The sequence below is a fragment of the Stappia taiwanensis genome (genome assembly GCF_014635285.1).
In the GTDB taxonomy this organism is placed as follows: domain Bacteria; phylum Pseudomonadota; class Alphaproteobacteria; order Rhizobiales; family Stappiaceae; genus Stappia; species Stappia taiwanensis.
The window spans coordinates 14,347-39,390 of the sequence record NZ_BMCR01000012.1 but is presented as its reverse complement, the minus strand read 5'-3'; the positions used below and the strand labels follow the sequence as shown (position 1 = coordinate 39,390).

The 25,044-nt window shown below is 59.6% G+C and carries 19 protein-coding genes and 1 pseudogene; 6 read left to right on the top strand and 14 right to left on the bottom strand.

Annotated elements, in window-relative coordinates:
- A pseudogene (locus IEV83_RS20315) lies at positions 1-395 on the top strand (transposase); the annotation flags it as partial.
- Between the two features lie 339 nt (positions 396-734).
- Here the strand turns inward: IEV83_RS20315 and IEV83_RS19715 are convergent.
- From IEV83_RS19715 to IEV83_RS19690, 6 genes are all read right to left on the bottom strand, one after another.
- On the bottom strand, positions 735-1,778 hold the full coding sequence (locus tag IEV83_RS19715) for a hypothetical protein (protein WP_181762084.1): 1,044 nt from the start codon (positions 1,776-1,778) through the stop codon (positions 735-737).
- Positions 1,779-1,928: 150 nt separating this feature from the next.
- On the bottom strand, positions 1,929-3,485 hold the full coding sequence (locus IEV83_RS19710; protein ID WP_181762083.1) for an argonaute/piwi family protein: 1,557 nt from the start codon (positions 3,483-3,485) through the stop codon (positions 1,929-1,931).
- Positions 3,482-5,407 carry a toll/interleukin-1 receptor domain-containing protein gene (locus IEV83_RS19705; RefSeq protein WP_181762082.1) on the bottom strand — a complete coding sequence of 642 codons (1,926 nt, stop codon included), beginning with the start codon at positions 5,405-5,407 and terminating at the stop codon, positions 3,482-3,484. The genes IEV83_RS19710 and IEV83_RS19705 overlap by 4 nt, the downstream gene beginning before the upstream one ends.
- A 491-nt stretch (positions 5,408-5,898) precedes the next feature.
- On the bottom strand, positions 5,899-8,175 hold the full coding sequence (locus IEV83_RS19700) for an AAA family ATPase (protein WP_181762081.1): 2,277 nt from the start codon (positions 8,173-8,175) through the stop codon (positions 5,899-5,901).
- Positions 8,172-8,684: a hypothetical protein gene (locus IEV83_RS19695; RefSeq protein WP_181762080.1), complete on the bottom strand. Its 513-nt coding sequence runs from the start codon at positions 8,682-8,684 to the stop codon at positions 8,172-8,174. Before IEV83_RS19695 ends, IEV83_RS19700 begins: the two co-directional genes overlap by 4 nt.
- Positions 8,685-8,761: 77 nt before the next feature.
- Positions 8,762-9,610: a hypothetical protein gene (locus IEV83_RS19690; RefSeq protein WP_181762079.1), complete on the bottom strand. Its 849-nt coding sequence runs from the start codon at positions 9,608-9,610 to the stop codon at positions 8,762-8,764.
- Between the two features lie 849 nt (positions 9,611-10,459).
- On the opposite strand from IEV83_RS19690, the gene IEV83_RS19685 reads away from it, so the two are divergent.
- Both IEV83_RS19685 and IEV83_RS19680 read left to right on the top strand, forming a co-directional pair.
- Positions 10,460-11,440: an integrase gene (locus IEV83_RS19685; RefSeq protein ID WP_181762078.1), complete on the top strand. Its 981-nt coding sequence runs from the start codon at positions 10,460-10,462 to the stop codon at positions 11,438-11,440.
- A 117-nt stretch (positions 11,441-11,557) separates the two neighbouring features.
- Positions 11,558-11,776, top strand: coding sequence for a helix-turn-helix domain-containing protein (locus IEV83_RS19680; RefSeq protein WP_181762086.1), 219 nt, complete (start codon positions 11,558-11,560; stop codon positions 11,774-11,776).
- Positions 11,777-11,861: 85 nt separating this feature from the next.
- Here the strand turns inward: IEV83_RS19680 and IEV83_RS19675 are convergent, their stop codons facing one another.
- From IEV83_RS19675 to hsdR, 6 genes are all read right to left on the bottom strand, one after another.
- Complete coding sequence (locus tag IEV83_RS19675; RefSeq protein WP_181762077.1) at positions 11,862-12,794, bottom strand: restriction endonuclease; 933 nt, start codon at positions 12,792-12,794, stop codon at positions 11,862-11,864.
- Between the two features lie 5 nt (positions 12,795-12,799).
- Positions 12,800-13,435, bottom strand: a complete 636-nt coding sequence (locus IEV83_RS19670) for a GIY-YIG nuclease family protein (RefSeq protein ID WP_181762076.1) — start codon at positions 13,433-13,435, stop codon at positions 12,800-12,802.
- A complete protein-coding gene (locus tag IEV83_RS19665; protein WP_181762075.1) occupies positions 13,432-13,797 on the bottom strand; it encodes a hypothetical protein in 366 nt (121 codons plus the stop codon). Before IEV83_RS19665 ends, IEV83_RS19670 begins: the two co-directional genes overlap by 4 nt.
- Complete coding sequence (locus tag IEV83_RS19660) at positions 13,794-15,161, bottom strand: restriction endonuclease subunit S (RefSeq protein WP_181762074.1); 1,368 nt, start codon at positions 15,159-15,161, stop codon at positions 13,794-13,796. Before IEV83_RS19660 ends, IEV83_RS19665 begins: the two co-directional genes overlap by 4 nt.
- Complete coding sequence (locus tag IEV83_RS19655; RefSeq protein ID WP_181762073.1) at positions 15,158-16,702, bottom strand: class I SAM-dependent DNA methyltransferase; 1,545 nt, start codon at positions 16,700-16,702, stop codon at positions 15,158-15,160. The genes IEV83_RS19660 and IEV83_RS19655 overlap by 4 nt, the downstream gene beginning before the upstream one ends.
- Positions 16,703-16,768: 66 nt before the next feature.
- Positions 16,769-20,185, bottom strand: a complete 3,417-nt coding sequence (gene hsdR, locus IEV83_RS19650) for a type I restriction-modification system endonuclease (protein WP_181762072.1) — start codon at positions 20,183-20,185, stop codon at positions 16,769-16,771.
- On the opposite strand from hsdR, the gene IEV83_RS19645 reads away from it, so the two are divergent.
- Positions 20,135-20,530 (top strand): protein NO VEIN domain-containing protein, encoded by a 396-nt coding sequence (locus IEV83_RS19645; RefSeq protein ID WP_181762071.1) that lies wholly within the window; start codon positions 20,135-20,137, stop codon positions 20,528-20,530. The two genes, hsdR and IEV83_RS19645, sit on opposite strands and share 51 nt — an antisense overlap.
- Here the strand turns inward: IEV83_RS19645 and IEV83_RS19640 are convergent.
- Positions 20,527-21,261 (bottom strand): pyridoxamine 5'-phosphate oxidase family protein, encoded by a 735-nt coding sequence (locus IEV83_RS19640; RefSeq protein WP_244628262.1) that lies wholly within the window; start codon positions 21,259-21,261, stop codon positions 20,527-20,529. The two genes, IEV83_RS19645 and IEV83_RS19640, sit on opposite strands and share 4 nt — an antisense overlap.
- On the opposite strand from IEV83_RS19640, the gene IEV83_RS19635 reads away from it, so the two are divergent.
- Positions 21,260-21,895, top strand: a complete 636-nt coding sequence (locus tag IEV83_RS19635; protein ID WP_244628261.1) for a TetR/AcrR family transcriptional regulator — start codon at positions 21,260-21,262, stop codon at positions 21,893-21,895. The genes IEV83_RS19640 and IEV83_RS19635 overlap by 2 nt on opposite strands.
- A gap of 409 nt (positions 21,896-22,304) precedes the next feature.
- Here IEV83_RS19635 and IEV83_RS19630 read toward each other — a convergent pair whose 3' ends face one another.
- On the bottom strand, positions 22,305-23,225 hold the full coding sequence (locus IEV83_RS19630; protein WP_181762068.1) for a helix-turn-helix domain-containing protein: 921 nt from the start codon (positions 23,223-23,225) through the stop codon (positions 22,305-22,307).
- 771 nt (positions 23,226-23,996) lie between these two features.
- Between IEV83_RS19630 and IEV83_RS19625 the strand changes: the two genes are divergently transcribed.
- On the top strand, positions 23,997-25,022 hold the full coding sequence (locus IEV83_RS19625) for a TRAP transporter substrate-binding protein (protein ID WP_181762067.1): 1,026 nt from the start codon (positions 23,997-23,999) through the stop codon (positions 25,020-25,022).
- The last annotated feature ends 22 nt before the right edge of the window (positions 25,023-25,044 follow it).

The window sequence follows — 25,044 nt, the reverse complement described above, 5'->3', positions numbered from 1 at the left end:
CTGTCTCCTTCGTTGAGGAACAGGCTAACCCAAAATCGGGAACATCTCAGGGGAGCAGGTCAGAGATCATGAACACGGATCAGGGAAGCCAGTTCACGTCCTTCGCCTGGACGGATCGGCTCCGCCGATCGGGCGTCCGGATATCGATGGATGGGAAAGGTCGGTTCCTCGACAACATCTTCATTGAGCGGCTGTGGCGAACCCTGAAATACGAGTGCGTCTACCTGCATGCCTAGGAGACCGGATCAGAGACGAAAGCGGCCATCCGGAAATGGATGACCTTCTACAACCACCAGCGTCCTCACTCAGCCCTCGGCGGCAAGCCTCCGGTGCTGGCCTATTGGCAGAGAAATGATATCAACCAACCCGATCAGCAGGTGCAACGAGTAGCCTAAATTACGCCAGATCCTGTCCAGCCGATGGGGAGTAGCTCACCCCCTCGACGAGCGAGAGGCCGATCCAACTGAGACACTTCTCATTTTCATCGGCGGCACCGATGAGTTCATTGCCGTCTACGTGCAGTTCTATCCATTGCTGGATTCGCCTGCATACGGAATCGTGGTCGGAAGGCGGAACAGCAAGACCGAAGGACGCATCGAGGCGATGCGGATGCGTTATTTGTAATTGTCGGCAGCGGTGACGGCGACTTCACAAGTTTGCTCCAAAATGACCTAGAGCCATTACCCGCCTCCTAAGTTCAGCCAAAACCGGATCGTCCAATGCGCGCATGTTGATCATGTCGAAAAGATGCGCGGCTCGGGCCGCCGGCTCGAGACTTGATCGCTGTTTTGGTTCGTCTGCCAGAATTCAAATAGGTCCAAGCCGTCGTCGAGGTTTTCGACGTGAACGACCTGCTTGGTTTCCTCCTCGTCATAGGGTGCGGCAAGCCCTTCAACGCTCGAGGCGTCACCCACCACGACGTATTCGAAGCGCTTCAACGTTGCCTCATCGATTGTCCCAACGCCGTTGGCGTAGGTGAGCGCCGCTCCCGGCTGAACTCCTACACGATAGATCTCGGGACCCGTCACTTCGTAATAGGCATGGTCGCCTAGTGGACGATGTATCATCAAGTGCGGCGGTGCCAGAAGACTACTCGCGACATTCACCTGCAACCGTGCGGTTCGCCCGGTGGTGTTCTCGCGGTAGACAGTCAGCTCGAGCGTCTCCTCTCGAAGTCGGCTAGAAGTTGTCTGGAAACGGATCATCCCGTCAGAGGACATTGCGATCCTCCGCAGATCTTCTTCCGTCTTAATCGCATCAAGGCTGGTTAGATAGACATAGGCGACGTTTGAAAGTTCCCTTGTGCCTTGCAGGTTCCAACGAGACGAATGTAGCTCCTTGCTGCCTACTATGCCAGCGAAGGCCTTGGGATTGGTAATGTGGAATAGACGCAGATCGAAATCTTCGTCGTCTCGTTGCCGGCATGTTCCGGAAGCAAATCGCGTCAATCGCTTTGGTCCGTCAATGACACATCGGTATAGCTGCGCCCCATCGTCATAGCGTCTCACCAAACCATCAGATCGAAATTCGACGATCAGCCTCGTGAGATCCGCCGCACGTGGACTTCCGATATCGATAGAGAGCCGCGCCACGTGAATATTGGGCTCAACGTTAAACTGCAAGATGGGTGGCCCGAAGAAGCTGGGCTGGTAAAAGCGCCATCCGGAGCGTCTTACGAACATGAGTTCCGGAATCAGGATGCTCCCGAAGTCGGCATGCCCAAGCCTCAGCTTAACAAGGCCAGCATGACGGTCTTGGGGGACTTCTCCAAGCGCCAAGGATTGACGTGCTGGCAGCCCTACGAGTCGTGGATCACAAGATGCGCTCAAATTATTGTGCCTCCACGGCTTTTATCAGCCAGGTTTTTAGTATTTGTTGGTTGCACATGCGGGCGGGCTACCGGGGCGGCGTTCACGACCAGAGACCCACTAAACATAATATTTGAATGGTTGCTTCTCTTCGCCCTTTGCAGAGCCCATCGTCAGGACATCTCCCACCATACGGGCGAAGCGAACGGTCACGGGCAGACCGTCGTTGAAGTTGCAGGAATTGTAGTTGATCTTCGTGAGACCCATGATGTCCGCAAGGACTGTTCGAATATCCGGCAAGGCGTTTTTACTTCGCATGACTGTAATGTGCAGCGGGTTCGGCGTCTCCGGACCAATGTAGGTATCAAGCTGCGGAACATACCCGGTCGTCCAAAGATAGGCCGTCTTCTCATCCAACAGCAGCGCTGTTCCGCGCAGCACCGGGTAGTCGCCATCGCGAAAGAGCTTCATCTCGCCGCCAGTGGTGCGTATGCGAACGCCGATCACGTTTGTCTCCTTCGGGGCCGCCTCAACGAATGCGTTCCACTCTTCGTCATTGAAGTAGGTCTGTCCGTGAATGAACAGCTCCTTCGGGGGAGCGTGATAGGTGGAGGTATATGTTTCCAAGACGAGGTCGAGGAGGTTCTTCGCTGCATCTTTCTTAAGATGAAACTCATAATCGCCGGTCTTCCAGGGGCCGTTTGCTCCACGGAAGACGACTCCATCTCCCTCATTGAGGAACATTTGAGCCGCACAGCAGGCATGGCCATCAGGATCGTTAGGCAGGCTCTTGTAGACCATGCCTATGTAGCAAACTCCCGGCCGCACCCCTGCAAGGCGCCACGGTGGGCGAGGCTGGGTCTTGTAGTAGAGCCCCGTCGCCAAGTTCCATGCGACTGTGGCCGCATCCTGCGTCTTTCGAACGGGATACCCGGCCTTGTTGAGAAACGCTTCGGGCGCAAGTGTCGTCTCGCGGATGAGTTGAGTTGGCGCGATCTTCAAGAATTCTGCCTTGATCCGGCGATGGAAGTCAGGAACGTCTTCAAAGATCTCTTCACCTGACTGATCGATCACGCCCGCAGCCGACAAAAGCGGGAGATCTGATCGAGCTTTCTGTTTCTTACCAAAGTCACCCTTTTCCATGGGAAGACCAGTTCGTTTCGAACCAGGCCGGCATCTTTCATAGACAATTTCTGGCAAGACCAGCACCCAGAGATCAACCGAACCTTCTTCGTTCTTCAGATGCTTTTTCACCCGGTCGATATAGAGCTGTGCAACCTTCTCAACAGCTTCATTGAGATTGAGGATACGGGTCGACCTGTCGATGTCTTTCGGAGGAATCGAAAGCGCGCTGCATTCATCAGGATCGAATGCGATCCCGAAGGTTTCTTCCAGTCCGGGGAAGTTGGCCAAGTGAAGCCGGTCCGCCTTCTCACCCTTTCCGGGCGGCGGAACCTCCATGACCTTTTTGAGCTTGTGGCTCCAGTTGCGAAAATGGCTGATCCCCGCGCTCGTGCCGACGACTCCTACCCTGATATCTCGGATCTTTTTTGCCTTCGCGTGTGGACCATACAAGAAAAGACCATCCTTCGGATGCGGACTGTTTTGCCCGAAGGAGAACTCGAGCTCTGGTTCGTGAAAATGTTCGACCTTGAGCGAGGCTTCTGGAAATTTCATGCTGCACCCTCTTCGTCGTCATTGGCCGGTCGGCCCAAGGTGCTGAGGTCAGTCTCCTCCTCATCGGCGTCGAGAATGTCAGGAAGCGCTGTGCTGACAGGTGACGAAAACAATACGGGGGCCGCTTCGAGGACGATCGCGGTGTCCGAAGACATCGGCAACCGAATGTAGGCAGACTCTCCGGAAAGGAGCTCAAGGAACGCCAGCATGCGGCCATACCATTGTTTGTTTCGCCAGCCCTTGCACAGGCTCCTTCTCAGCCGATGAAGCTTCTTTGGGTCGTCGATATCGATCCCTGTCGCAGTACCATTGTCGGTCGAAAAGAGTACCCTCGACTTCAGCTTGAAATGCCAGAACGGCCAGAAAAAAGGCATGCCCGTTACGCCGAACTGCCAGATGTGGCCTTTGGCCACGTTTCGGAGCATCGAGGAGCGCCGCTCTCCCTGCTTTCCCCATGGGATGCGTTGACCCGTCGGTGCCTGTTCTGCCGAGGCGTGGAAACCCGTTCCGTTGGAATACTGAAACTCTAGGAAACCGCATTGCTTGCAGTATGCGTACCAAGCCTTCTTCAACATCGCGATGACGAGGTTGGAGGCCACTTGGCGCTCGATGCCGATCTCCGGTATGCCATTGCCAACAAAGTGCAACAGCGGAATTTCGCGCTTCAGCCTAAATCGTCCTGCGGACTCGAACGCCTCATCAACTTCAGCCTGCGCAGCAAAGGTGATGAAGCCAGATCCCTGGAGCGCGCTTGGATACGGGTAGGCATCGATAGCCGCCTGAAGCGAGCGGCCGTCGATGACGCCTGAGGCCTCGTAGAACCGAATGACATCGGGAGCTTCAACGACGCGAAGCCAATTTGAAGTCAGACGCTCGGATTCTTCGACTAGCGGGACCGCTCCGCGTCTGCGAAAAATCTCCCAGTTACGGTCGATCGTCGGAGCCTCCGAGCTGCGCGGAACCTTCTGACGCGACAGCGCATCGATGAGCGTTGCTAGTCCCTCGGCCCAGCCGCGAACGAAGTCGACCGGGACCGCATCGCCAATTCCTTTGACTTTTCGTCCGGGTTCCAGCCGCAACGGAATGATGAACCGGGTGTCGCCGAGCTCATTTCCTGTCTCGAGTGCTATGTCGAGATCATCCTGAACATGTTGGTCGGCAAGCGTCGCGTCCTTGCAGAGCAACAACACCTTCGCCGTGCGAGCTTGCAGGACAGCGTTGGTTTCCCGACGCCAACGATCGCCGGGTTGCAGCGTGAGGATGTCAGCGAACACACGATATCCCTCAGCCTCGAGCTTGGGGGCCAGCCAAAGCACGAACTCGTCGTCGATCGGGGACGATTTGATCAGATAGACCACGTCGCGCTCAACAATCTGGGAGTTATCCTCAGTAGTGCCGCGAGGCGAAAGCATATTTGCCAGTACAGATGGGACCTCGGCCGGTCGGGCCATTGCCTGTTTGACTGCGCCTGTGACGACCTCCTCAAGGACCGTCGTGCTCTGTGCCCAGAGCTTTTGGTGGGACTTCTCAATGTCCGGGTATTTTCGAAGGAGAGCATTCAAGTCGTCAGGCCCAAGCATATCTCCCTCGGACAGGAGGGCCGGACCAATGATGCCCGCAAGAGTTCGCTTGTTGTTTGGGGTGAGCGGCGTCGAGGTGGTCAGGAGGTAGCGCTTTGGCTGCAATCGATCAATTGATGCTCTTTCCTTACCCATCTTCGATTTGAGGGCCGAAAAGCCTGAACGGTAATAATGCTTCGCCTGTAGGATGATTGATCCCTCTCCCACACAATGGCGACCGTCCATTCCATCATCCGGGCCTTCCGGAAACGCTTCGAATCGTACGCAGAGTTCCCGCCCAAGCAGATCGCGGGAGAGATCCTCGAAATCATTAGGAGAAAGGCTCGAAAAATCATATTTCATGTACACAGCATGGTAGCACGGATTCCGTGTCGTCAAGCCGTACTACACGCAATTCTTGGAAAGAACTTTTAATTTCAACAACAAAGTTCTCTCAGGCATTCCCTAACGCAAGCGACATTTCCACATGCACAACGTGGTCTGAACCAAGTGCGCAATTCAAAATTGCAGTGATTGACCGCATTTGAATGCTCGTCACCCAAGCCTCACCAGTCCTCTCCCGGCTCCGGAACTGACAGCAAAAAAACCGCCCGATCGTCTCCGATGGGCGGGTTCTTTTATTTCAGGGCCGTTTGAGCCGCTTATTGGCTTAAATTGGCCATCCTATGCGACTCGGGACACAAGCACGTCAGGAGGCTCTTAGCGCCAGTTTGTGAGGCTGCGAGTATCGCCGTTCACGCATTACCCATTCCGCTCCACAATCCTGGTCGGCCAGAATGACACTGTCCTCTGATAGTCGGTGTCGGCAGCAGCAAACCTCGACTGAAGCCCACCTAGTGCAACAAACTCCGCCGAAGCGCGTCGGAACCTCCACAATCGACATCGCTGAGCAGCTTTGCAATCTGCTCCTCTCCCAGTTCACCGCGATGGGCAAGGAAAGCGGCCAACCGGTAAAGCGGCTGCATCCTCGTCGAGAGCATGCCCCGGACGAGGTGGGCGATCTCCTCAAGCCGCAGTCTGACCTTCTTCTGCAGATGATGATCGGTCGCGAGCCGCGCCTCGGCCTTCTCGGGCGGCTCACGCCAGAGCAGCGAGGTACCGAGGCCGCAGGAGATCTCCTGCATCGCCGCCAGGACGCTGGCGCGTGCAAGGTCGCTCTCGCGCGGACCGCCTGATGCCGTCGAGATCATCCCGTTGAGCGCTTCCTCGGCGACGCGGCCGGCGAGCAGGACGGCGAGATGCATGTCGATGTCCGCCTCGGTGGGAACGGCGGAGAACCCCATACCCACGAAGGCGTGCGGCCCGGTTTCCGGGGAGACGAGCGACATGCGGTAGACCGGCAGGCCGAAGAGATGGGCCACGAGAGCGTGACCGGCCTCGTGGACCGCCATCTGCCATCTCTCTTCCACGGTATAGCGCGGGGTGCGCTTCAGAAGCTCGTCCTGCAGATGCCTTTCCGAAAGACGCTCGCCCGCCCGCCGGGCCCGGGCCCTCACCGTGCGGACGAGGGCCTCCACGTCCGCGCCGCTCGCCCCGCTCAGGAACCGGGCGGTCCGATCAAGATCGATGTCCGGAAGATCCTCCATGAGATACTGCCGCAGGATGCCCGCCAGGTCCTCCTCGTCGGGCAGCGGGATCTCGATCACCTTCTCCAGCCGGCCCGGTCTCAACAACGCGGGATCGAGAACGCCGGGGTTGTTGGTAGCGCCCACGACAATCACGCCCTCGCGTGCTTCAAAGCCGTCGAGCTGCTCGAGCAAGCCGTTGATTGCCATGCGCACATAATCGCTGTTGTGGATCTGCAAGTTGGTCCGGCTGCCAACGGCGTCGATCTCGTCAATGAAGAGAAGCGAGGGCGCCTTCCGCCGCGCCTCATCGAAATCGCGCCGCATGGCTCTGAGGTAATCGCCAAGATGACCGCAGGCCTGCCAGGCAGCGGCCGACGTTGCGACCAGATGGAGACCGCAGCTTGCCGCAAGGCTCGCCGCAAACCTTGTCTTGCCCACGCCCGGCGGTCCGGCAAGCACGAGCCCGCGATCGAGATCCTCCCAACTGACTTCTCCCTTGCGGTAGGCGGCAAGGTCCAGCGCCAGGTCGAGCCCCCACGTGCGGGCCTCTCCGTAGCCGATGAGCTCCTCCAGGGGTATCGGGCCAGTCTTGCCTCCAGATTTGGAGCCAGCCTTCGGGGCGGATGCGGAGGCCGAGAGCATTCTGCGCAACCGGGCACGGGTCCGCGCCGGCGCCTCGCGCTCGCGCATGGCGGTGCCTATCTCGAATAAGGATTTGGAGCGCAGGACCTCCGGGTCGACGGCCTCTGCGAGACCCAAATCCCGGTCGTGCAAGGCCAGAAACGTGCGGTCCAGATCCTCGACTTCCAGTGTGCCGAGGGACATGACCACGTCGCAGGCCGCACCTGCCTCCTCGGCGAGTGCGTCGAAATCCTCAGTTATGATGCAGATCGCATAGCGCTCGTGCAGGTAGAGGGCGAGCCAGGAAAGGGCGCTGCCGTCCTCGTCGATGTCCTTGGATCGTAGATCACCTGGTCCTGAGTCCTTGAAGAGTGCAACGCCTGGTCCGCTGTGCCTGTAATGAGACCGAAGATAGGCATGCTCCCTCGCTTTCCACCCCTGGGCAACCAGGCATGCCTTGATGATGGACTCCACACCTTCCTGCCAAGACTCAGGGGCCTCGAAAGCAACAACACGGGCCGGGCGAAACAACCGCGTCGCCTTGCCCGCATCCGCGTCGACAATGGCCCGGGCCACTGCCGCGGTGACCATGGTGAGTACCGGCGGAAGCAGCAGCGCGTCTCGATTGAGGAACGGCTCCCCGGCACTCGCATCCTCATCGTCCTGAGGATCGAGATCGACCTGGTCTTCCGGTCCATCCTCGGAGCTGAGGTCAACCCGGTTGATGCGGTTGGAATAGTGTCCTGCCAAGTCGGCCTCGGCATTGACCCGCCTTTGCAGTCGGCGGGCCAGCCTTCCAAAGACCTTGTCGATACGCGCCTTGCGCCGGGCCTCGGGCGCCTTGCGGGCCAGACGCGCCTGGACGGTATCTCTCTGAGGAGTGTCGACGACTGGCTCTACGGTTACGGATGCACTGGTCATTGGCGCACCTCCCGGCAGACGGCGTCGCCACGATTGAACGCAGCAAGCCAGCGGGCATCCTGAAGCAGACTGTACGCCTGGGTGACCATGCTCGGGTCGGGCAGCGGCCCGAGACCGTCATCGGCAACTGGCGCGCAGAGATCCATGAGGGTGATGGGCTCACATTCGGCGAGGCGCCCTCTGGCGCCATCGATCGCCACCAGCAGAGCGGAGGCCAGCAGGTCGAGGGTGCCATCCTCCCCATGAGCGATGCCATCGGATCGAATGTGGTCTTCCAGAGCCTGGTAGCAGACCGGCAGATCGTCGGTGTCCGAGATGATCGTGGCCACTGTGGCACGGGCGGCATCAAGGCAGGCGGCGATGAGATCGATCGCGCTTGCCCCGAGCTTGGCGTCTTGCCGCCACCACGAGAATGGGCGTGCGGCCTGAAGGGGATCGGGGCGCCCGGAAGAACGGACTGAAGGGGCAGCACCGTTGCTGCGCGAATGACAATAAATCTGCTGAGACAAGACAAAGGTCTCCTGTTGGCCCGTCGGGAAACCCGCGGGCGGAACTGGAAAATCGGGATGCGTTGGAAAGGGCCTGCCTAGACGGCGGCGAGCCTCGGCCGGCGTCCGGACCTTGGAGGCGGTGGCGCCATTTCCTCCAGGGGTGACCCGAGCCCGCGCTCCTCCATACAGGCAAGCATCGTCGCGTCCGAGAGGATGCCTGTCATTGGCGTCACCAGCTCTTCGAGCCGCTGCCGGACCCGGTGGGAGAAATACGCCCGGGCCGCTTCGACAACCGGGGTAATCGCCACCCCGAAATAGTCGTCAACCGTCTCACGGGTCAGGACCGTAAAGCCCTGGAAGTCAGGCGTGACATCGCCATAGAAGCAGATGAGGACGGAACATCCGGTCATGGCCTTTATTCCGTTCTTTCGTGCATAGGACCTGGCCAGCATGGCCGTGGAAAGGAGATCGTGGCGTGCCGCCTCGCGTATCGCCTTGCCCAAGTAGGATGATCGCTTGATCTCGATGGCGGTCGCTGTCAGCGTTCTGAGGTCAACAGCGAACTGGTCGATCCTGATGTGCCGGGCAATCGACTTGTTCTGGGGCAGCTGCGGCGGATCTTCCGGGTCGATCTCCCCGCTGCGGGCAAGCTCTTCCGCGCGCCGTGTGATCGGATAGGCATCCGGCTTCCACGCCGTGAAATGCGGTGCCGCGGCGATCGTATCGGAGATCACCGCCTCGATAAGCCCGCCGTCGCGCTTCTGGATGGAGGCGCAGAAGGACACGAAAGAGGATACTTCCTCCGGCAGCACCGGGTCTCCCCCGAAGGCTGCCTCGCTCGCGCCGACGACGGCGCTATCTACCATCGCCATGATCTGCGGTGACAGTAGCGCATTGGCTGCGGGGGTAATGGCGGCTTTCCGCCTGGATCTGGTCTTCGTCATGCAAAATCTCCTGGCGATCCGCACGGGGTCCCGCAACGCTGACCAGGTGCACGGGGGAACCCGTGCGCCAACGGCACAACGCTTCCGGGATCCGGCAGCCGGATCGCGACAAATCAGATGGTCAGGGAGAAACGTGGCCCGTCAGGTGGCCGAATGCGCGCAAAGCTTCGAGCTCACCGTGCGCCTGGCATGGCAAGAAACCTGCGGACAGATGACGAAGGGTGTTTCCGCGGCAACGCGCGGCAGTCTAGTCTTGGCAATAGCCATGGCCTGTATCCTCCAGATACGGGTTTGTGGTCAGGCTGTCGTTGGTGTTCCCGCACCGGCGGCAGCCGCTTAGCTCTCAGCCAAGGCAAATCTTAGGCTGAGACATTTAAGGTAAGACGATCGCAAAATCCTGCAATGAAAAAAGCGTCGAATGACGAGCTCGTCTTGCAGACGTGCTTAATGCAACGTGCGCCAAGTCACCAATCCCCTTCCAACCCTCACCGTTGCAATGGCACCAAAAGTGCTGATGCGTTCTATCGAACGAACCGTAAACAATATGCCGTTCTGCCCCGTCAGAATTTGAATTTTTGGGACAAATTTGGGACAAATATCGGCGAATTGGGGTGAACCGCTATGTTGACAAGTGAACGATTATGAATTATAAATCAGCACGTTAGAAAAATCCATCAAACGTGGATTTGGCCCATTTTCGCTCTCCGAAGGCAGAGGTCAGAGGTTCGAATCCTCTCGGGTGCGCCATTAAAAGCCAAGCCTTTTCATAGGTTTGAGCTTTTGGAGTCCCAGCCGAAAAGCTCCCGAAATTCGATCTGTCACACTAGTGTCACAGTGACGGAGAGAACGATGGCGACCATTCGTAAAAGAGGTCGATCCTGGCAAGCGCAGGTAAGGCGGCAAGGACATCCGCCAATCACGAAATCCTTCCAGCAAAGAGCCGACGCTGAGCTTTGGGCAAAGCAGCTCGAGGTCGATCTCGAACGAGGCGACGCCGAGATTATCGTACAGAAACAAGCTTCAACACCCCTGTCAGACCTGCTTTTTCGCTATCTGAAGGAGATCACGCCCAAGAAGCGTGGTTCGGAAGCAGAGCAATACAGGCTGAAGACACTCGTTCAGCATGAGATCGCCCGGATACCCGTCCACAAACTTACGGCTCCTGCAGTTGCCCGATATCGGGACCAGCGGCTTCAGGTCGTCAGCTCGTCGAGCGTAAGGCGGGAACTCGTCATCCTGAGGCATTGCCTGGAGGTCGCCCGGAAGGAGTGGGACGCGCCACTCAAGGAAAACCCGGTCCATAACATCCAGGTTCCCTCTGACGGCAAGGCCCGGGAAAGACGTCTGGCTGAAGCCGAACTGGAATCTCTTCTGATGGCTGCGGATGGCTGCCAAAACCCCTATGTCAAACCGGTCGTTCAATTTGCCCTTGAGACCGGGATGCGGCGCGGCGAGATCCTCGGACTGGTCTGGGAAAACATCGACCTGAAGGCCCGGACCGCTGCAATCCACCAGACTAAGAACGGACATGCACGAACGGTGCCCCTCTCCGCAGCGGCAGTGGCCATTCTGAACACGTTCCATTCCCGCAGTGGCGCGGTTTTCCCGATATCAGCCAACGCACTGAGGTTGTCTTGGGAACGGGTGAAGGAAAGGGCTCAGCTTCGAGACCTCCGGTTCCATGATCTCCGGCATGAGGCTGTCAGCCGGTTCTTCGAGCTGGGCTTGAGCGTTCCCGAGGTAGCCCTCATCAGCGGCCACAGGGATCCGAGGATGCTGTTCCGATACACGCACCCGAAGCCCACGGATATCGCGAAGAAGCTCGCATAGGCTGCCGCCGATCATGCGCAACAAACACATTGATGACGGACACCTTGTGTCCCAGGAACAGGATGGAATGAATGGCAGGAAGTGATGGACGGCTGAACAAGCAGGAAGCCAAACAGAATCGCAAGGCAGCGAGGCCTAACACAGAAGGAACTCTCCAAGCTTCTGGAGCTTGAGTGCTACACCATGATCTCCGGGGTGGAAAACGGCAACAACCGGGTTCCTCCCGAAGCGCTCGTTTCCTGGGCGAAGGCCTTGAGGGTCAACCCGAGCGAGTTCGCCAAACGGCTCCTGTCGCATTATGAGCCGCGCTACTTCGAGGCGATTTTCGGGAAGTGAAACGATGGGGGGTGGCGTTACCACGAAATGCCACCCTCTGCTCCGGACAATCGACTGGCTCTTCAAACAGCCTTTCAGCGACGTGTCAGCCGTCCTCGGAGAAGAAGTCCTCATCCAGACGCTGGACCTGGATCATCCGGTGAGCACGGGTGCCGACGCCATGTTCGATCATCAGGTCGGCAAGGCGCTGTCCATCAATGAGGATGACACGCTGAGGCAGGTTCTTCGCATAGTCTATCGCTCCGCTCGAGAAGCTTGAGGCCGTCACAAAGACGCCCTTGGTTGCCCCGAAGCCGACCAGAGAACCCACGAACGCCTGAACTGCAGGTCGGCCTATTGTGTTCTCCTCAGCGTAGCGTTTGGCCTGAACGTAGATCCTATCCAGACCAAGGCGATCCTCGTTGATGACCCCATCGACGCCACCATCGCCTGTCCGTCCGAGTTGTTCGGCAGCGTTCCTGTGCGAGCCGCCATAGCCCATAGCGACCAGAAGGTCGACGATGAGCTTCTCGAAGAAGGCCGGGGAGTTGTCACGTATCCGGTCGAGGAGGTCTGCCCTGAGCGCTGCATTCAACGATCGATATGCCGCTTCGATCTGTTCTTCCGGCGTCGCCACGTCCTGTCCTTCAGACGAAGCAGAGGCCGGTGAGACAGTCTTCTCTTCGGCATCCTGCTTGTTGCTGGACGTGAAGAACTCGAAGAACTCGGGGATCCGCATGAGTGTCTGCGTGTTCAGGCTCTCCGCACCGGATGCCAGGAAGCGTTTTCCAGCATCGGACGCTATAAAGCGACCACGCGCAGGACTGTCGATCAATCCGGCCTTGCTCATGTAGAACTTCGCCCAATGAACTCGATTGTGCAGGGTCCGTTGTCGACCGCTTGGCAACAGCTCTTCCCGCTCTTGCAGCGAGAGACCGAGGTCGTCGGCGATCCGTTCGGCCACATCCGGAACCCGTTGTTCACCCTGCGCCGCATAACGAAGAACGGGAAGCATCAGGGCCTGATAGTCGGGGATCATGTGCGTTAACCCTCCCGGAGGATGACAGCAAGCGCAGATGAAACGGCGGTTTCATTCACGCCGGAGATGATCTCGCCGTTGCTTGCCAGGCTCTTGTTCCGGAACCTGTTCAGAAGCGCTTGCTCAATCTTTCGTGCGTCCTCTTCACACGAGGTCGGTTGATTGAGAGCGATGCGCCACTCAAGCCCTGTCACCTCTTTTGCTAGAGGCTTGTTGTGAGCGTCCTCCCGCAACTGCGGCTCGTGCGAGTAACCGATTTTGAATGCCAGATCCTTGCCTCGCTCATCCATTGCGCCGGTTTTGAGGTTGCCCTTGGTTACGACAATGGCACTGATCAACGGCCAATCCTTGCGGTGGCAAAACTCGATAAGTTCCTGGAGATGCCGGTTCATGGCGTAGCGCACTTTCGACCATTCCACGCCACTCGCATCCGACAGCTCGCCGTAGGAGATGAACCTGCCCTCCCTGGCCGCCGCCAGCACCGCACGCCTCGTGGTGTCGAAATCGAGCCCCTTTCCCTTACGGCGCCCGCGTTCAGCAAGCATCTCCAGGTAATAGGGATCCCCAGTCGTTCCATCCGCCTGAAAGTTGGTAATCAGCTTTTCAAGCTCATCATCATTCCAGTCCTGAACGGCTTTCATGGCGTGACGATCCTCCCGGTGGTTGTGCGAAGCGACAGGCGGAGATGGTACGGGGAGAGCCGTTGAAACAGTACAGAGTCGCCCGGTGCGGCACCTGTGCGGTCGAAAAACTCCCGAACGAAGCGCCTGTCACGGAAAAACAGTCTCGGACGCCCGCCTTTGTCGGTCGGGACGTCTGTATCAGTGACCAGACTGCCGAATTCCAGACGGATTGTTCGCGGTGCCGGATCATTCCTGGTTCTACCTCCAAAGACGTCCGCAGGAAGGTCACGATAAAACGGCGTGATGTAGATGTGAGGGGAGCTGCCGGTGCCCTTGGGCGTGAAATTGCCAAGGGTCAGCTTGCTTTCATAGACTGTCATGCCTTCTTCCTCCGCCCGCGTTTCGCCTTGGGGGCGGCGGCGCGCTCAGTCCTGATGCGCTCCAGCAGGACGGAGGCGGGCTCATCACCGGGGTCCTGCGGCACAAGCTCGCCCCGGAAGGCCTTGGCGAGAATGGCTTCGTCCAGCCTGTCCGTCAGCGCCAGCGCCCGCTTTGCCTCCGCCGCCAGCTGGTCGATTTTTGCAAAGGTACTCTCGATGCGGCGGACGATTTCGCGTTGTTCGGCCAAAGGCGCAAGTTGCAAGGGCACCCTAGACAGTGATGATTGAGGCAGGTGCTTAATCGTTGTCCCGGTAAAGTGCCGATCGAGTTCTTTGATCTGCGCGAGCCAAGTTATTTGGTGGTAGAGGTAATTTGCGTCTAGGTTAGCTTTGGTACGGACGCGTAAAAGCGCTTTCTGGAAGGAAATTTCGGTCGCCCCACCTCGCCAGACTGCGCACCTACCAGGTTCGCCGCCTTCGCAAACCATCAGGTCACCATCTTTCACATCAAGTTTCGACCGCTCATCGTCAGTCATGTTCATCGAGAGCAGATCTGACAGGTCAAAGGATCCCCAGCGAACGTTTATGTTCCGCAGATAGGGGGTAGGCTCGCCCTTATTTTTCGCCTTATCAAGCATCTTTCCTAAACGCAGATCAGCTTCATTACCGATGGTCGTGAAAAGCCATCTGGCAGCATCGTCGGAAAGTGCTTTTCGCCATTCCTTCGTCAGTTCCCCCGAAAACGCCTTGGAGAGCACCGCTTGCTTGTAGCGTTTGACGAGGGTGTCGATGCGGGCGAGCGCGTCCCGGGCGCGGGTGGACCGGGCGCTCAAGGCGTCCAGCTTGGCGACAATGCGCTTCTGCTCGGCCAAGGGCGGGAGATCAATCGGCAACTGCTCAAGCAGCTTTGTATTGATGCCATCTCGTGTGGCACCCCGATTCTTCTCCTTGATGTACTCTGCAGATCGCTCTGCGCCTTTTACATAGTAATAGAAATAATATGGATGAACGGCATCATCGTTCAGCCTTAGTCGCATCAGATGGTAGTTGAAAATGGCTCCTGACAGGTGCTCTGGGACGAAGCCAACGCGACCTACGGTCGCCATCCGCGAGAAAAGCATGTCGCCTTCTCTGAGTTTGTAGGCGGCTAGCTCATCAGCCTTCTTAGGCGAAACATAGTTTAGCTTCGAAGGCTTGATCTCGCCCTCTCCTAAACAACCAATGGTGAACACCGGCACACCTGTGTCTTGAAAGTCCTTCTTGCCGAGGCTCGCGCCAAAAGGCCCTGTGAGAACGGGCTGTTCAGTCATCGAACCAACCACCTCAACAGTCGCTTCCGTCCACCCCTTCGGCAGTTCGCTCATTGCGCCGCCTCCGGCGTATCCGGTAGGTCGTCCGCGTCCAGCTCCGCGCTCAGCGCCTCGATTTCCAGCATGGCGGCTTGCAGGTGCCCGAGAATGGCGGCGGCAATGTCCTCGGGCTCGGTGAGGCCTTCTTCCGCCTCGTCCTCCGCCTCGCGCAGCCAGGAAATGTCGAGATTGTCGCCGCGCGCGGAAATTTCCTCGCGGGTGAAGCAGCGCCAGCGCCCCTCCTCGCCCTGATCCGGTCCACGCTCGTGGCCGTACGGATCCGACCCGAAGGCGGCCTCGAAATCGGTGAAATGGGCGTCGGTCAGCTGGTTGGTCTTGCCGAATTTCGGCATCTGGGCTCTGAGGTCATAGATCCAGACCTCGTCGGTGTTGCCGGTCTCAGTTTTGCCGCGCGTCAGGAAGATGACGTTGGTCTTCACCCCTTGGGCATAGAAGATGCCGGTGGGCAGACGCAGGATGGTGTGAAGGTCGCACCGGTCCATCAGCATCTGGCGCAGCGCCTTGCCGCGCCCGTCCTCGAACAAGACGTTGTCCGGCACGACGATGGCCGCCCGGCCGCCCGGTTTCAGCGCGCGGATGCAATGTTCGACGAAGGGAAGCTGGTAGGAGGAGACGCTTGCCGTCACCGTCAGGTCGTCGCGGGTCGGCGCCCCGCCCGCTGGGCCGAACGGCGGATTGGTGAGGATCAGGTCGGCCTTGCCGAGCGCCTTTCCCTTGTCCGACAGGGTGTCGCCCATGGCCACATGCTCGGGCGCCAGATCGTGGAGATAAAGGTTCATCAGGAGAAGGCGATAGGTCCCGGCCACATTCTCCATGCCGTGGAACGCATTGGCCTTTTGCCAGGCGCCGCTGTCCGGCAAGTCGAAATAGCCGTCGGTGCGGTCCTTCATGTAGCGGTCGGCGGCGATCAGGAAGCCGCCGGTGCCGGACGCCGGATCCTGGATCACCTCGCCCGGCTTCGGCTGCATCAGCCGCGCCAGCAGTTCGATCAGGACGCGCGGGGTGAAATACTGCCCGGCGCCGCGCTTGGTCTCCTCCGCGTTCTTCTGCAGGAGGCCTTCGTAAAGGTCGCCGAACTGGTCGCGCTCCTCGGAAAACCAGTCGAGATCGTCAATGGCGGTGACCAGTGTCGTCAGGTTCTGCGGTTCGCGGATGAAGGTGGAGGCATTGTCGAAGATCGCCTGAACCATCTCCGGGATCGGTCTGGCGTCGGCGTAGCGTTCTCGTTCCTCTCGTCCGGCCTTGTCCGTTGGCTTCAGGACCAGCACATCCTCCGGGCCGATGCGGGAACTGGTGCTGCCCAGCGCCACCAGGGACGCGCGGTACATTTCCAGCTGCTCCAGGCCACTGACCTTTGCCAATTCGCTCCAGCGGCAGCTAACCGGGATTGCGCCTGTTTCGCGTCCGCGCTCCTTCATCATCTTCAGGAAGAGAAGGTAGGTCAGCTCCGTCACATACTGCTGATAGGTGATCCCGTCCTTCCTGAGGACGGCGCAGAGGCGCCAGAGTTTCTGGACGATGGCGTTGGCGTTCATGTCGGTGTCTTTTCTCGAAGGAAGGGCTGCAAGGAGGCATAGCGGCAAGGCGGCGCGTTGACCAGATCAGGCGGCCGGTGTGCCCCAGATCGCCTCGTTGAATTGCTGCAGGATGGTGCCGAGGTCGTCGCCGAACTCCCGCGAGATGCGGGTGTAGCCGCCCTTGTCGGCAAAAACGCCCTGATCGAGCAGGGTGGGATCGGCCACCGGCTTGTCCTTCAGCGCCCGGCCGATGCGGCGCAGCCAGTCCTTCTGGCGCTTGCTCCAGTCGCGGGAGCTCTCGATCTTCTCGATGGCCGCATCGACCCGCTCGGCATAGGGCACCAGCGGATCGCCCAGCGCCGCCTGACGGACGAAGCCGATGATGTGGGCGGCGATGTCGGCGTTGCGCGCCTTGCCATAGGCGGCGCGGAGCATGGCTTCGGAATAGTTCTCCTCGTCCAGCAGTGCGGCCAGCTCCGACAGCTCCTTGCGGGTCAGGTTTCGCGGTTTCTGGGTGACGGCGACAAGCGCCGGAACCCGGTTCATGTTCTTGCGAATGTAGCGCTCGAAGCCCTCGATGTAGTCTTCCGGCGTGGTGTTCTTGCCGAAGATCTCCTCGATCCTGAGCAACTCGTCCTCATGGGTGGAGATGACGACACCGTCTTTCGACCCGTCCCGCCGCACCGGCTTGCGTTCCAGGATCTCGACAGCACGCGGATGGTCCTTCAGCCAGGTTTCGAGCTCTGTTGCGGGTTTTGTCGAAAGCTGTTCCAGCGCCGCTTCCGGGGACTGTCCGGTGTGATGGGTGAAGCTCTCGCGGGTTTCCTCATCGATCCGGCTGGCGAGCGAACGCATCTTGACGATCACCTGTCCCGCGACCCAGGCCTTGTCCTCCTCCTCCGGCGCGTTGACGAAGTCGGATACCAGCTGCTTCAGGGAGACATCCGGCCTGACCACCACCGGCCGCATGTCGGACATTTCCTGCAATTCCGCATAGAGGTCGACGGCGTCGAAGATCCGGAAGTGCCGCTTGTCGATCTCCGGGCAGAGGCGGGTCGCCCGGCCGATCATCTGATCATAGAGAATGCGGCTCTTGACCCGGCGCAGGAACACCAGATTGCAGATGGTCGGAACGTCCACGCCGGTGGTCAGCAGATCCACCGTCACCACGTATTTCGGCAGGGGGTCGTTCCTGAACTTCAGGATCCAGTCCTGGGTGCGGTCGGTCCGGCCCGTTATCTTCTGCACCATGCCGCTTGGCACGGCGCTTTCGCCATACTCGTCGACAAGCTCGGCCGTCAGGATCCTGACCACATCGTCGGCATGGTCGTCGCGGGCGGCGAAGATCAGCGTCTTGCCGGGTGCGTCCGGCGGGATCTCCCGCGCGAGCGCCTGGCAGACCATCCGGTTGAAGTTTTCCGAATAGACACGCTTGTTGAAGGTGGCGAGGTCGTAGTCGAGCTTCACATCGTCGGGCAGTTCGAACAGGTCGACGGTGCCGGTCCTGCGGTCGATGATCTCGACCTCCTCGCCGCCCTCGAAATGAATGCCCGCCTCGGAAAGCGCCGTGATGATGCGCTTCGGCGGCAGGTGGTCGATGAGATAGCCCTCGATCACCGCCTGGCGGTAGCCGTAGTGATAGACCGGGTGGCCGAAGATCTCGCGGGTGTGGAGCGCCGGTGTCGCCGTCAGCGCGATCTTCACCGCGTCGAAGTAGTCAAGCACCTGACGATAGGCCGACTGATACTCCTCCAGCGAGCGGAAGACGATGTCGCGTTCGCTCAACTCCGCATCGAGCGTGTAGCCGCGATGGGCCTCGTCGACGATGATGCAATCATACATCCCCGGGGTCGGCCGCTTGTCGACATCCTCGTCTGCGCTGTCGATCCGGGAGACGAGCGATTGCACGGTCGCCACATGAACCTTCGTGTCCTTGTCCGGCAGTTTCTCATCGAGCCCGGCGACGCCATAGACCTGTGCGAAGTTGAGCAGCCCCTCCAGGCTGGTCGTCTGTAGTGCGTCCTGCGTCTGCTTGCCCAGCGCCTTGCGGTCGACCAGGAACAGGATGCGGGTGAAGCGGTTGTGCTTCAGCAGCCGGTACATGAGCGCGATGGCGGTGCGGGTCTTGCCCGTCCCGGTCGCCATGGAGATCAGGATTTCCCGCTGGCCTGTGCCGATCGCGCCCTCGATGGCGTCGATGGCCTCTTCCTGATAGGGCCGCAGCACGCCCTTGCCGAAGGTCTTTTCTCCCAGGCCCTCGGCGGCCGTGTCCAGGTCGATTTCCAGCTTCGACTTCAGGTCCTGCGGGGCAAACCACTGACGCATCGCCGAAGGATGGGTGTTGCGATGTCGCAGGTCACAATGCCAGATGCCTGACTTGGTTTTCCATTGCTGGACGAACGGGCGGCCGTTGGTCGCGAACGCGAAGGGCACCCGGAATGGGGCATCCAGCCCATGTTGCCAGGGGCCGCCGTCTGCGATGCTCTCCGGCTCCAGTTTCAAGGTGGTGGCGTAGCGCTGGGCCTGTGCCAGCACGCCAGGGACGTCCGCCGTCTCCCGCTTCGCCTCAATCACGCCGACACAGGTCTCGCCGATGAAAAGCGCATAATCCGCCCGCCCCCCGTCGGTGGGCCATTCGGCAATCGCAAGGTTGCGCCCCTTTTCCGGACGCGCGCCCTTGGAATGGGTCAGTTCCTGGCTGTCGGCTTCCCAGCCCATGTCGATGAGCTGAACATCGATGAGGAGGCGGGTGTCGTCCTCGTCCAGGTCCAGCTTGCTGGCCGCTTGCCAGGCTGCGTGTCTGAAGTCCTGCTGGACCTGTTCGGGTTGCGCCTCGGCTTGTTCTTGCAGATTGGCCAGCTTGGACGCCAACTCCGCTGCCGTGGCTTCCTGCTCCAGCGCGGCCTTCGCCCATTCCTCGCTGTCCTGCTGTGCCTGTCTTGCAAGCTCTTCGGCTGCCGCCTTGGCCTTCGCGAGATCCTCTGCGGATGCCCGGGCTTCTCTCAGCGAAGCTTCGGCTGCAATGACACGCTGCTGATACTCGGCAATCTTCGCCTGGGTCTCTTCATCGAGGTCGGAAGAGCTCTTCGGCGGGACGAAAGGGCCGGGTTTGAAGTCCGGGTCCCGGCCGTAGGTGCGCCTGTACCAGACGCCAAGAGACCGGCAGAACTTCAGTGCGGACAAGGCCTCGCCGGGCGTGCCGCTGAACTCGTGGGTGGCCTGGTTGCCCTGCCTGCGGACGGCATGGAAAACATCGGACACTTCGCGCGGCAGCACCTGTTGTGCGGTCAGGCGGCGCAGAAGGTCGTTTACGGTCTCGCGAAGCTCCGGATCATAGCGGCCGGAGATCGCAGCCACTTCCTTGACCATCAGCTCGGCAAACTGACGGCTCTTGATCAGCGAGGTGTTGGCGTCGTCGCTGAAGAAACGTTCCGCGAGTGCACCCAGCCGATGGAGCTGCGGACTCAACGTTTCCAAGTGGTCGAAATTCGTCGATGGCATGGGCGAGAACCATTTGAAAGCAATGGTTTATCTTCGCCGCGCGGGGAAGGTGGTGTCAATCGGGATTTCAACCGACCGAAGGCTCCCTCTCCGCCCGGCGCCGGGTATGACATCGCCAGCTTCGTTCTCGGTGGTCGCGTGCGGTGGACCGAGGAGAAAACGACCAATGGTTGGGAACGCGCGCCTTTCCATATATCGCGCAATGAGTTGGCGGTGGCTGAAGAACAGCGCGCCAACTGGTGCCTGATGCGGCTCTGGAATTTCACACGCGCGCCGAAGGCCTTCGAACTGTATCCGCCGGCCCCTGGGGCGGATGTCAGCGGTACCCGAGGGTCTGCGCCCTAGTAATCCCGGTCGCTGTCTTCGATCATGGTCAGCCGCGGAATGCGCGCCGGGCAGTTTCCATAGGCTTGTTCCACCGTCACCACCACGGCTGCCCGAGCCTGTGGCCAGATGTCTTGAATCGCGTCATTGGCCCGCTGAATGGCGGCCGTGCCGTTGACGCGCGCGCGCCTTTGTCGCTCGAAGTCAACGAACAGCATGCCGATATGCGGGTTCACCAGAATGTTGCCCAGGCTGTTGAAGAGCCCGTTGCCCGTATAGTCCGGAAAGACCAGGCGCGTTTCGTCAAGGACCCGAAGCGCCGGCAACGGGGCGCCGGCGGCGGTGTACTCGCGCCCCCGGAAACTTGCGTCGCAATGCCCCTCGGCGCTCGCCGTCGCAATGAAGAAGAACGGCTGCGCCTCGATGAAACGGGCAAGGGACATCGAGATGGTCGGTCGCAGCATGGCCGGAAGATTGTGTTCATCCCAGTGGTAGCGGCTGGGAAACCGCCGACGCATTTCCAGCTCACCTGCATGGCCCAAGGGATTGTCGGGGGGGATATCCCCTGCCGCATTTCCGGTGTTCGCCGTGTCGTCCATCGTATCCTCGCTTGCTTTGCTCCATGTTACCGTTAAGAATACGACCGATCGTTCGTTTGTAAAGAGGGTGAAGATGGCCAGGACATCGAGGGGCCGTATCGTGGCGGCCGCACGCGATCTAATGCGGGACAAGGGATATGCCGGTGCTTCCATGAAGGATGTCGCCGACCGGGTGGGGCTGCTCAAGAGCAGTCTCTACAGTCATTTCCCGAACAAGGAGGCACTGATTCCTCACGTCCTGGCGCTGACGCAAGACGAGATCTTCCGCGCTGTTGAGGCGAGCGGCGACTGGCGCGCCGATTTCGAGGCATTCCTGACACGTCTGGGCGAATTCCTGACCGCGAGCCGGCGGTGTATAGGCCTTCATCTTGCTTATGGACTTAACGAGTGCGACCGGAGCCTTGAGCCTGTCCGGGCGTTCTTTGACAGCCTTCGCGATCATCTGGCGAGGTTGCTGAAGCAGGGGCTCGATGAGGAGATCGCCGAGGATTTTGCCCTGGACACACTTACCTTGCTGGAGGGGGCAACGCTTTGGCTTGCGTTGAAGTCAGACAGTGGGCCGATGCAAGCCGCCTGTGCTGCGTTGAGAAAGCGGGCCGATGGCCTGGCCCTCGATGTCGAGGCGTCGGAGGCTCGAGCCCTTCTCGACGGGATGGTCGGGGATTGGCGATTGGCAAGCGCCGTGGAGAAGCAGCTTGCCATGCGTCTTGCCGAAACGGAAGCTGACCTCCTGTCAGTCCGAGCGGCGCTCGCCGGGCAGATTGAGGCGGAGAGCTGCTTTCGCTGAAGCGGCGGTGGTTTTCATGCGCCTTGCCAGGTTCCACCCGAGCTCTCGCCGAAGGACTTGCTATCCTTGATCCGGACGGGCCCAAGGTCAAACGGCGAGCTGTGCGGCCTGAGGATGAACACCCCCTCAGACTGCACAGCTAGAGTCTGAACTCATAAATGAGGCTGACATGGCATGGGAAATGGCGAAGCCTCGCGAGGAAGGGCGTGCGCAGCGGGCGTGTTGCCCGGTCAAACGCACTGACGACGCGAGGGTGAAGCCATTTCCATGTCCTGAAGGATTTGACTGGATTGCTCCTGCTCTCACGTCGCGAAAGGTATTGAAAATGCGCCACATTTCCTGCGCTTTTGCTCCTCGATCAGAAGCAATCCGTTTCAAACCATTTCGACCTCATTTATGAGGCCAGACCCTAGTCCTGAATGCCGTATTTCTCGATCAGCATGTCCAGATAGGCCACCGCCTCGGGGCCCTTGAGGGACTCCCGCCAGAGCCGGTTGGCGATCTCCTCATGCAGCTTCAGCGCTTCGGGCGCGGAGGTGATCAAGGCAACGCCAAGACGGACATTGGGCCGTTCGCCCAGGCGGAAGGGGCTGATCGCCAGAACGGAGCGGTCCGCCTGACGGAAGATCTGGAAGTTGGTCGCCGGCACCGGCTCGCGGATGATGCCGAGCTGCACGCCGATCGGCTGCTGCAAGAGCAGGTCGCGGATCTTTTCCACCTCGTAGCGGGCCTTCAGCCGCCGCTCCTTCACAATCTCCGGGTCGAGGTCGTGCTTGCCGACCAGCCCATGCAACAGGAACCCCTCCAGATTGCCGGAGGGGATCAGGCTGACGATCAGTGGCCGGCGCAGGCGGAAGGTCTCCTTGCGCTTCTTGAGGATTTCAAGCAGCACCTCGACGGCATGGGCGTCGGCGGCCTTGTCTTCCTCGCTTTCGGAGATGGTTTCTTCGAACACCTCCTGCAGCATCTCGTCATAGGTGTTGGAGGTCAGCAGATACGACATGGGGCCGAACACGCCGATGATCTGCTCGCAATCCTCTTCGAGCTGGCGCATGCGTTCGAAAAACGCGACCCCGGTGCTGACATACTCCACGCCCGCCCCGATCAGGTTCGGCAGGGAAACGTCGAGCACCTCGGCGATGCTCGTGAGCATTTCAATTTTGCGAATTTCGCCTTTTTCGGCCCGATAAAGGGCCGCGCGCGAGATTCCCAGCCGCTTCGCGAGCACCTCAGGTTGCAGGTTCTCGCCAATGCGATAAGCCCTCAGTCGGGCACCGATATCGGTGAACCGAATTCCACTGCTCTGTTTGTTTTTTGACGGGACGGACATTGGCCGGGCGCTTCAAAGTTGATGAATCTTTTTCTTTCGAAACTAAGTGTGTGAAAACAAATCCCTTGTCAATCCCGACAGGATTGCAGCGGGCAAGAGGCGATCTGGCACTCGTGAATTCGCAGAAATATATAAATATTACATTTCGAAAACAGCGAAACCGAGGGAATACGATATATATATATATCCGAAATCGAAATGCTCATTTGATGATGTTCTTTTTTTGATGCTTTGCGTGACCGCCCATTCCGGCTCGGCGAGCCTTGCACCCGAAAGGCGGGCTCGTTTCATTTTTGAGAAAATGAGTCGAGAAATCTGCGAAATCGAAAATAGTGGCCGAATTCCACTCCATGTCTCCACGTTCAGTGGGAGGCGTGCCGCGGCTGCCCCCTGCCCTCTATCCACAACGCGTGCGACTTGGGGTGCTGCGGCGGCTCTGGCTTGGCGCGGGCGACCTTCGACCGGTTTTCCGCCGAACAGTCTCCCGGCGCCGCGCGAAGAGGGAGGCCCTGCCTCCGTACAGGCGCGGAACGCTGGTCTTCTGCCGGGCTTCGCTTTGGCAGCGGACATTTCCAGTTGTTTTCAGATCATGGCCGACGGCGCAGCCAGAACGGGTGGCAGTCTCTCCGTTGCCGTATAAATAGATTTCCAAGGGTCAAAAATTAGACGGATCGGCGCAATGTCTAAATACTGAGAATTCTCGTTGACAGCAAAAAAGCCGCTCTCTAGGGTAGGCTGCGGACGAAATCCTTTTAAAAGGGCGGAGAAATAATGAAACAGACAATTCGCAGCTTGGCGGCCGCTGGCCTCCTTGTCGCCGCGGGTGCGATGACCTCGTCGGTTGCATGGTCGGCAGATTACGTCGCCAAGATCGGTCACCTTGAATCCGTGCAGCAGTCGCGGCACGTCCATTTGGAAAAAGTTGCGGCTCTCGTCAAGGAGCGCACCAACGGAGCTGTGGAGTTTCAGCTTTTTCCCCAGGGCCAGCTCGGCGGGCAGCGGGAAATGACCGAGGGCGTTCAGCTCGGTATTCTTGAGGCGACCGTCGCTCCGGCGGCCTTTCTCGGCGGGTTCAACCCGGCGGTCTCCATTCTCGACATTCCGTTCCTGATCCCGGAAGACGACGCGGCCGCCGACAAGGTGCGCAGCGGCCCGTTCGGTGAGGCGCTGTGCGAATCCTTCGCCGCCCGCAACGTCAAGTGCATCGGCCTGTGGCCGAACGGCAAGAAGAACTTCACCTCCAACAAGGCTCTCGACGGGATCGACGCCTTCGCCGGCCAGAAGTTCCGGGTGATGGATTCCAACATCCTGATCGAGCAGTTCAAGTCGCTCGGCGCCTCCGCCGTGGCCCTGCCCTTCGGCGAGCTCTACACCGCCCTGCAGACCGGCGTGGTCGATGGCGAGGAAAACCCGCTCGACACCATCCAGCGCATGAAGTTCTACGAAGTGCAGGATTATCTCGTGGTGTCCGGCCATGGTGCGATGGAGGACGTGATCCTCTTCAATCCGGCCTGGTGGGACAGCCTTCCCGCAGAGCATCAGACGGTCATCGTCGAGGCGTTCCAGGAAGTGGTGCCGGACCTGCTCGCCCATAAGGCGGCGGCGGTCGCAACCGCCCTCGACGAGATCAAGAAGAGCGACATCAACGTTCGCGAACTGTCCGCCGAGGAAAAGGCCGCCTTCCGCGCCAAGATGTACCCCGCCGGTCGCAGCGCCTATCTGGAGCGCGCCGGTGATGAAGGCGCGAAGCTGATCGCGCTTTACGAGCAGGAATACGACGCGGCCACCGCGAAGTAACGCTGCCCTCTTTTCACTAGTC

Bases quoted from the DNA above. Each gene is read 5' to 3' on its own strand.
- IEV83_RS19670 (WP_181762076.1), bottom strand. From the start codon at position 13,435: ATGAAAGCCGTTCAGGACTGGAATGATGATGAGCTTGAAAAGCTGATT.
- IEV83_RS19625 (WP_181762067.1), top strand. From the start codon at position 23,997: ATGAAACAGACAATTCGCAGCTTGGCGGCCGCTGGCCTCCTTGTCGCC.
- IEV83_RS19705 (WP_181762082.1), bottom strand. From the start codon at position 5,407: ATGAAATATGATTTTTCGAGCCTTTCTCCTAATGATTTCGAGGATCTC.
- IEV83_RS19635 (WP_244628261.1), top strand. From the start codon at position 21,260: ATGAAGGATGTCGCCGACCGGGTGGGGCTGCTCAAGAGCAGTCTCTAC.
- IEV83_RS19690 (WP_181762079.1), bottom strand. From the start codon at position 9,610: ATGACGAAGACCAGATCCAGGCGGAAAGCCGCCATTACCCCCGCAGCC.
- IEV83_RS19665 (WP_181762075.1), bottom strand. From the start codon at position 13,797: ATGACAGTCTATGAAAGCAAGCTGACCCTTGGCAATTTCACGCCCAAG.
- IEV83_RS19645 (WP_181762071.1), top strand. From the start codon at position 20,135: ATGGAGCTGCGGACTCAACGTTTCCAAGTGGTCGAAATTCGTCGATGG.
- IEV83_RS19640 (WP_244628262.1), bottom strand. From the start codon at position 21,261: ATGGAAGCACCGGCATATCCCTTGTCCCGCATTAGATCGCGTGCGGCC.
- hsdR (WP_181762072.1), bottom strand. From the start codon at position 20,185: ATGCCATCGACGAATTTCGACCACTTGGAAACGTTGAGTCCGCAGCTC.
- IEV83_RS19660 (WP_181762074.1), bottom strand. From the start codon at position 15,161: ATGAGCGAACTGCCGAAGGGGTGGACGGAAGCGACTGTTGAGGTGGTT.
- IEV83_RS19685 (WP_181762078.1), top strand. From the start codon at position 10,460: ATGGCGACCATTCGTAAAAGAGGTCGATCCTGGCAAGCGCAGGTAAGG.
- IEV83_RS19675 (WP_181762077.1), bottom strand. From the start codon at position 12,794: ATGATCCCCGACTATCAGGCCCTGATGCTTCCCGTTCTTCGTTATGCG.
- IEV83_RS19655 (WP_181762073.1), bottom strand. From the start codon at position 16,702: ATGAACGCCAACGCCATCGTCCAGAAACTCTGGCGCCTCTGCGCCGTC.
- IEV83_RS19630 (WP_181762068.1), bottom strand. From the start codon at position 23,225: ATGTCCGTCCCGTCAAAAAACAAACAGAGCAGTGGAATTCGGTTCACC.
- IEV83_RS19700 (WP_181762081.1), bottom strand. From the start codon at position 8,175: ATGACCAGTGCATCCGTAACCGTAGAGCCAGTCGTCGACACTCCTCAG.
- IEV83_RS19710 (WP_181762083.1), bottom strand. From the start codon at position 3,485: ATGAAATTTCCAGAAGCCTCGCTCAAGGTCGAACATTTTCACGAACCA.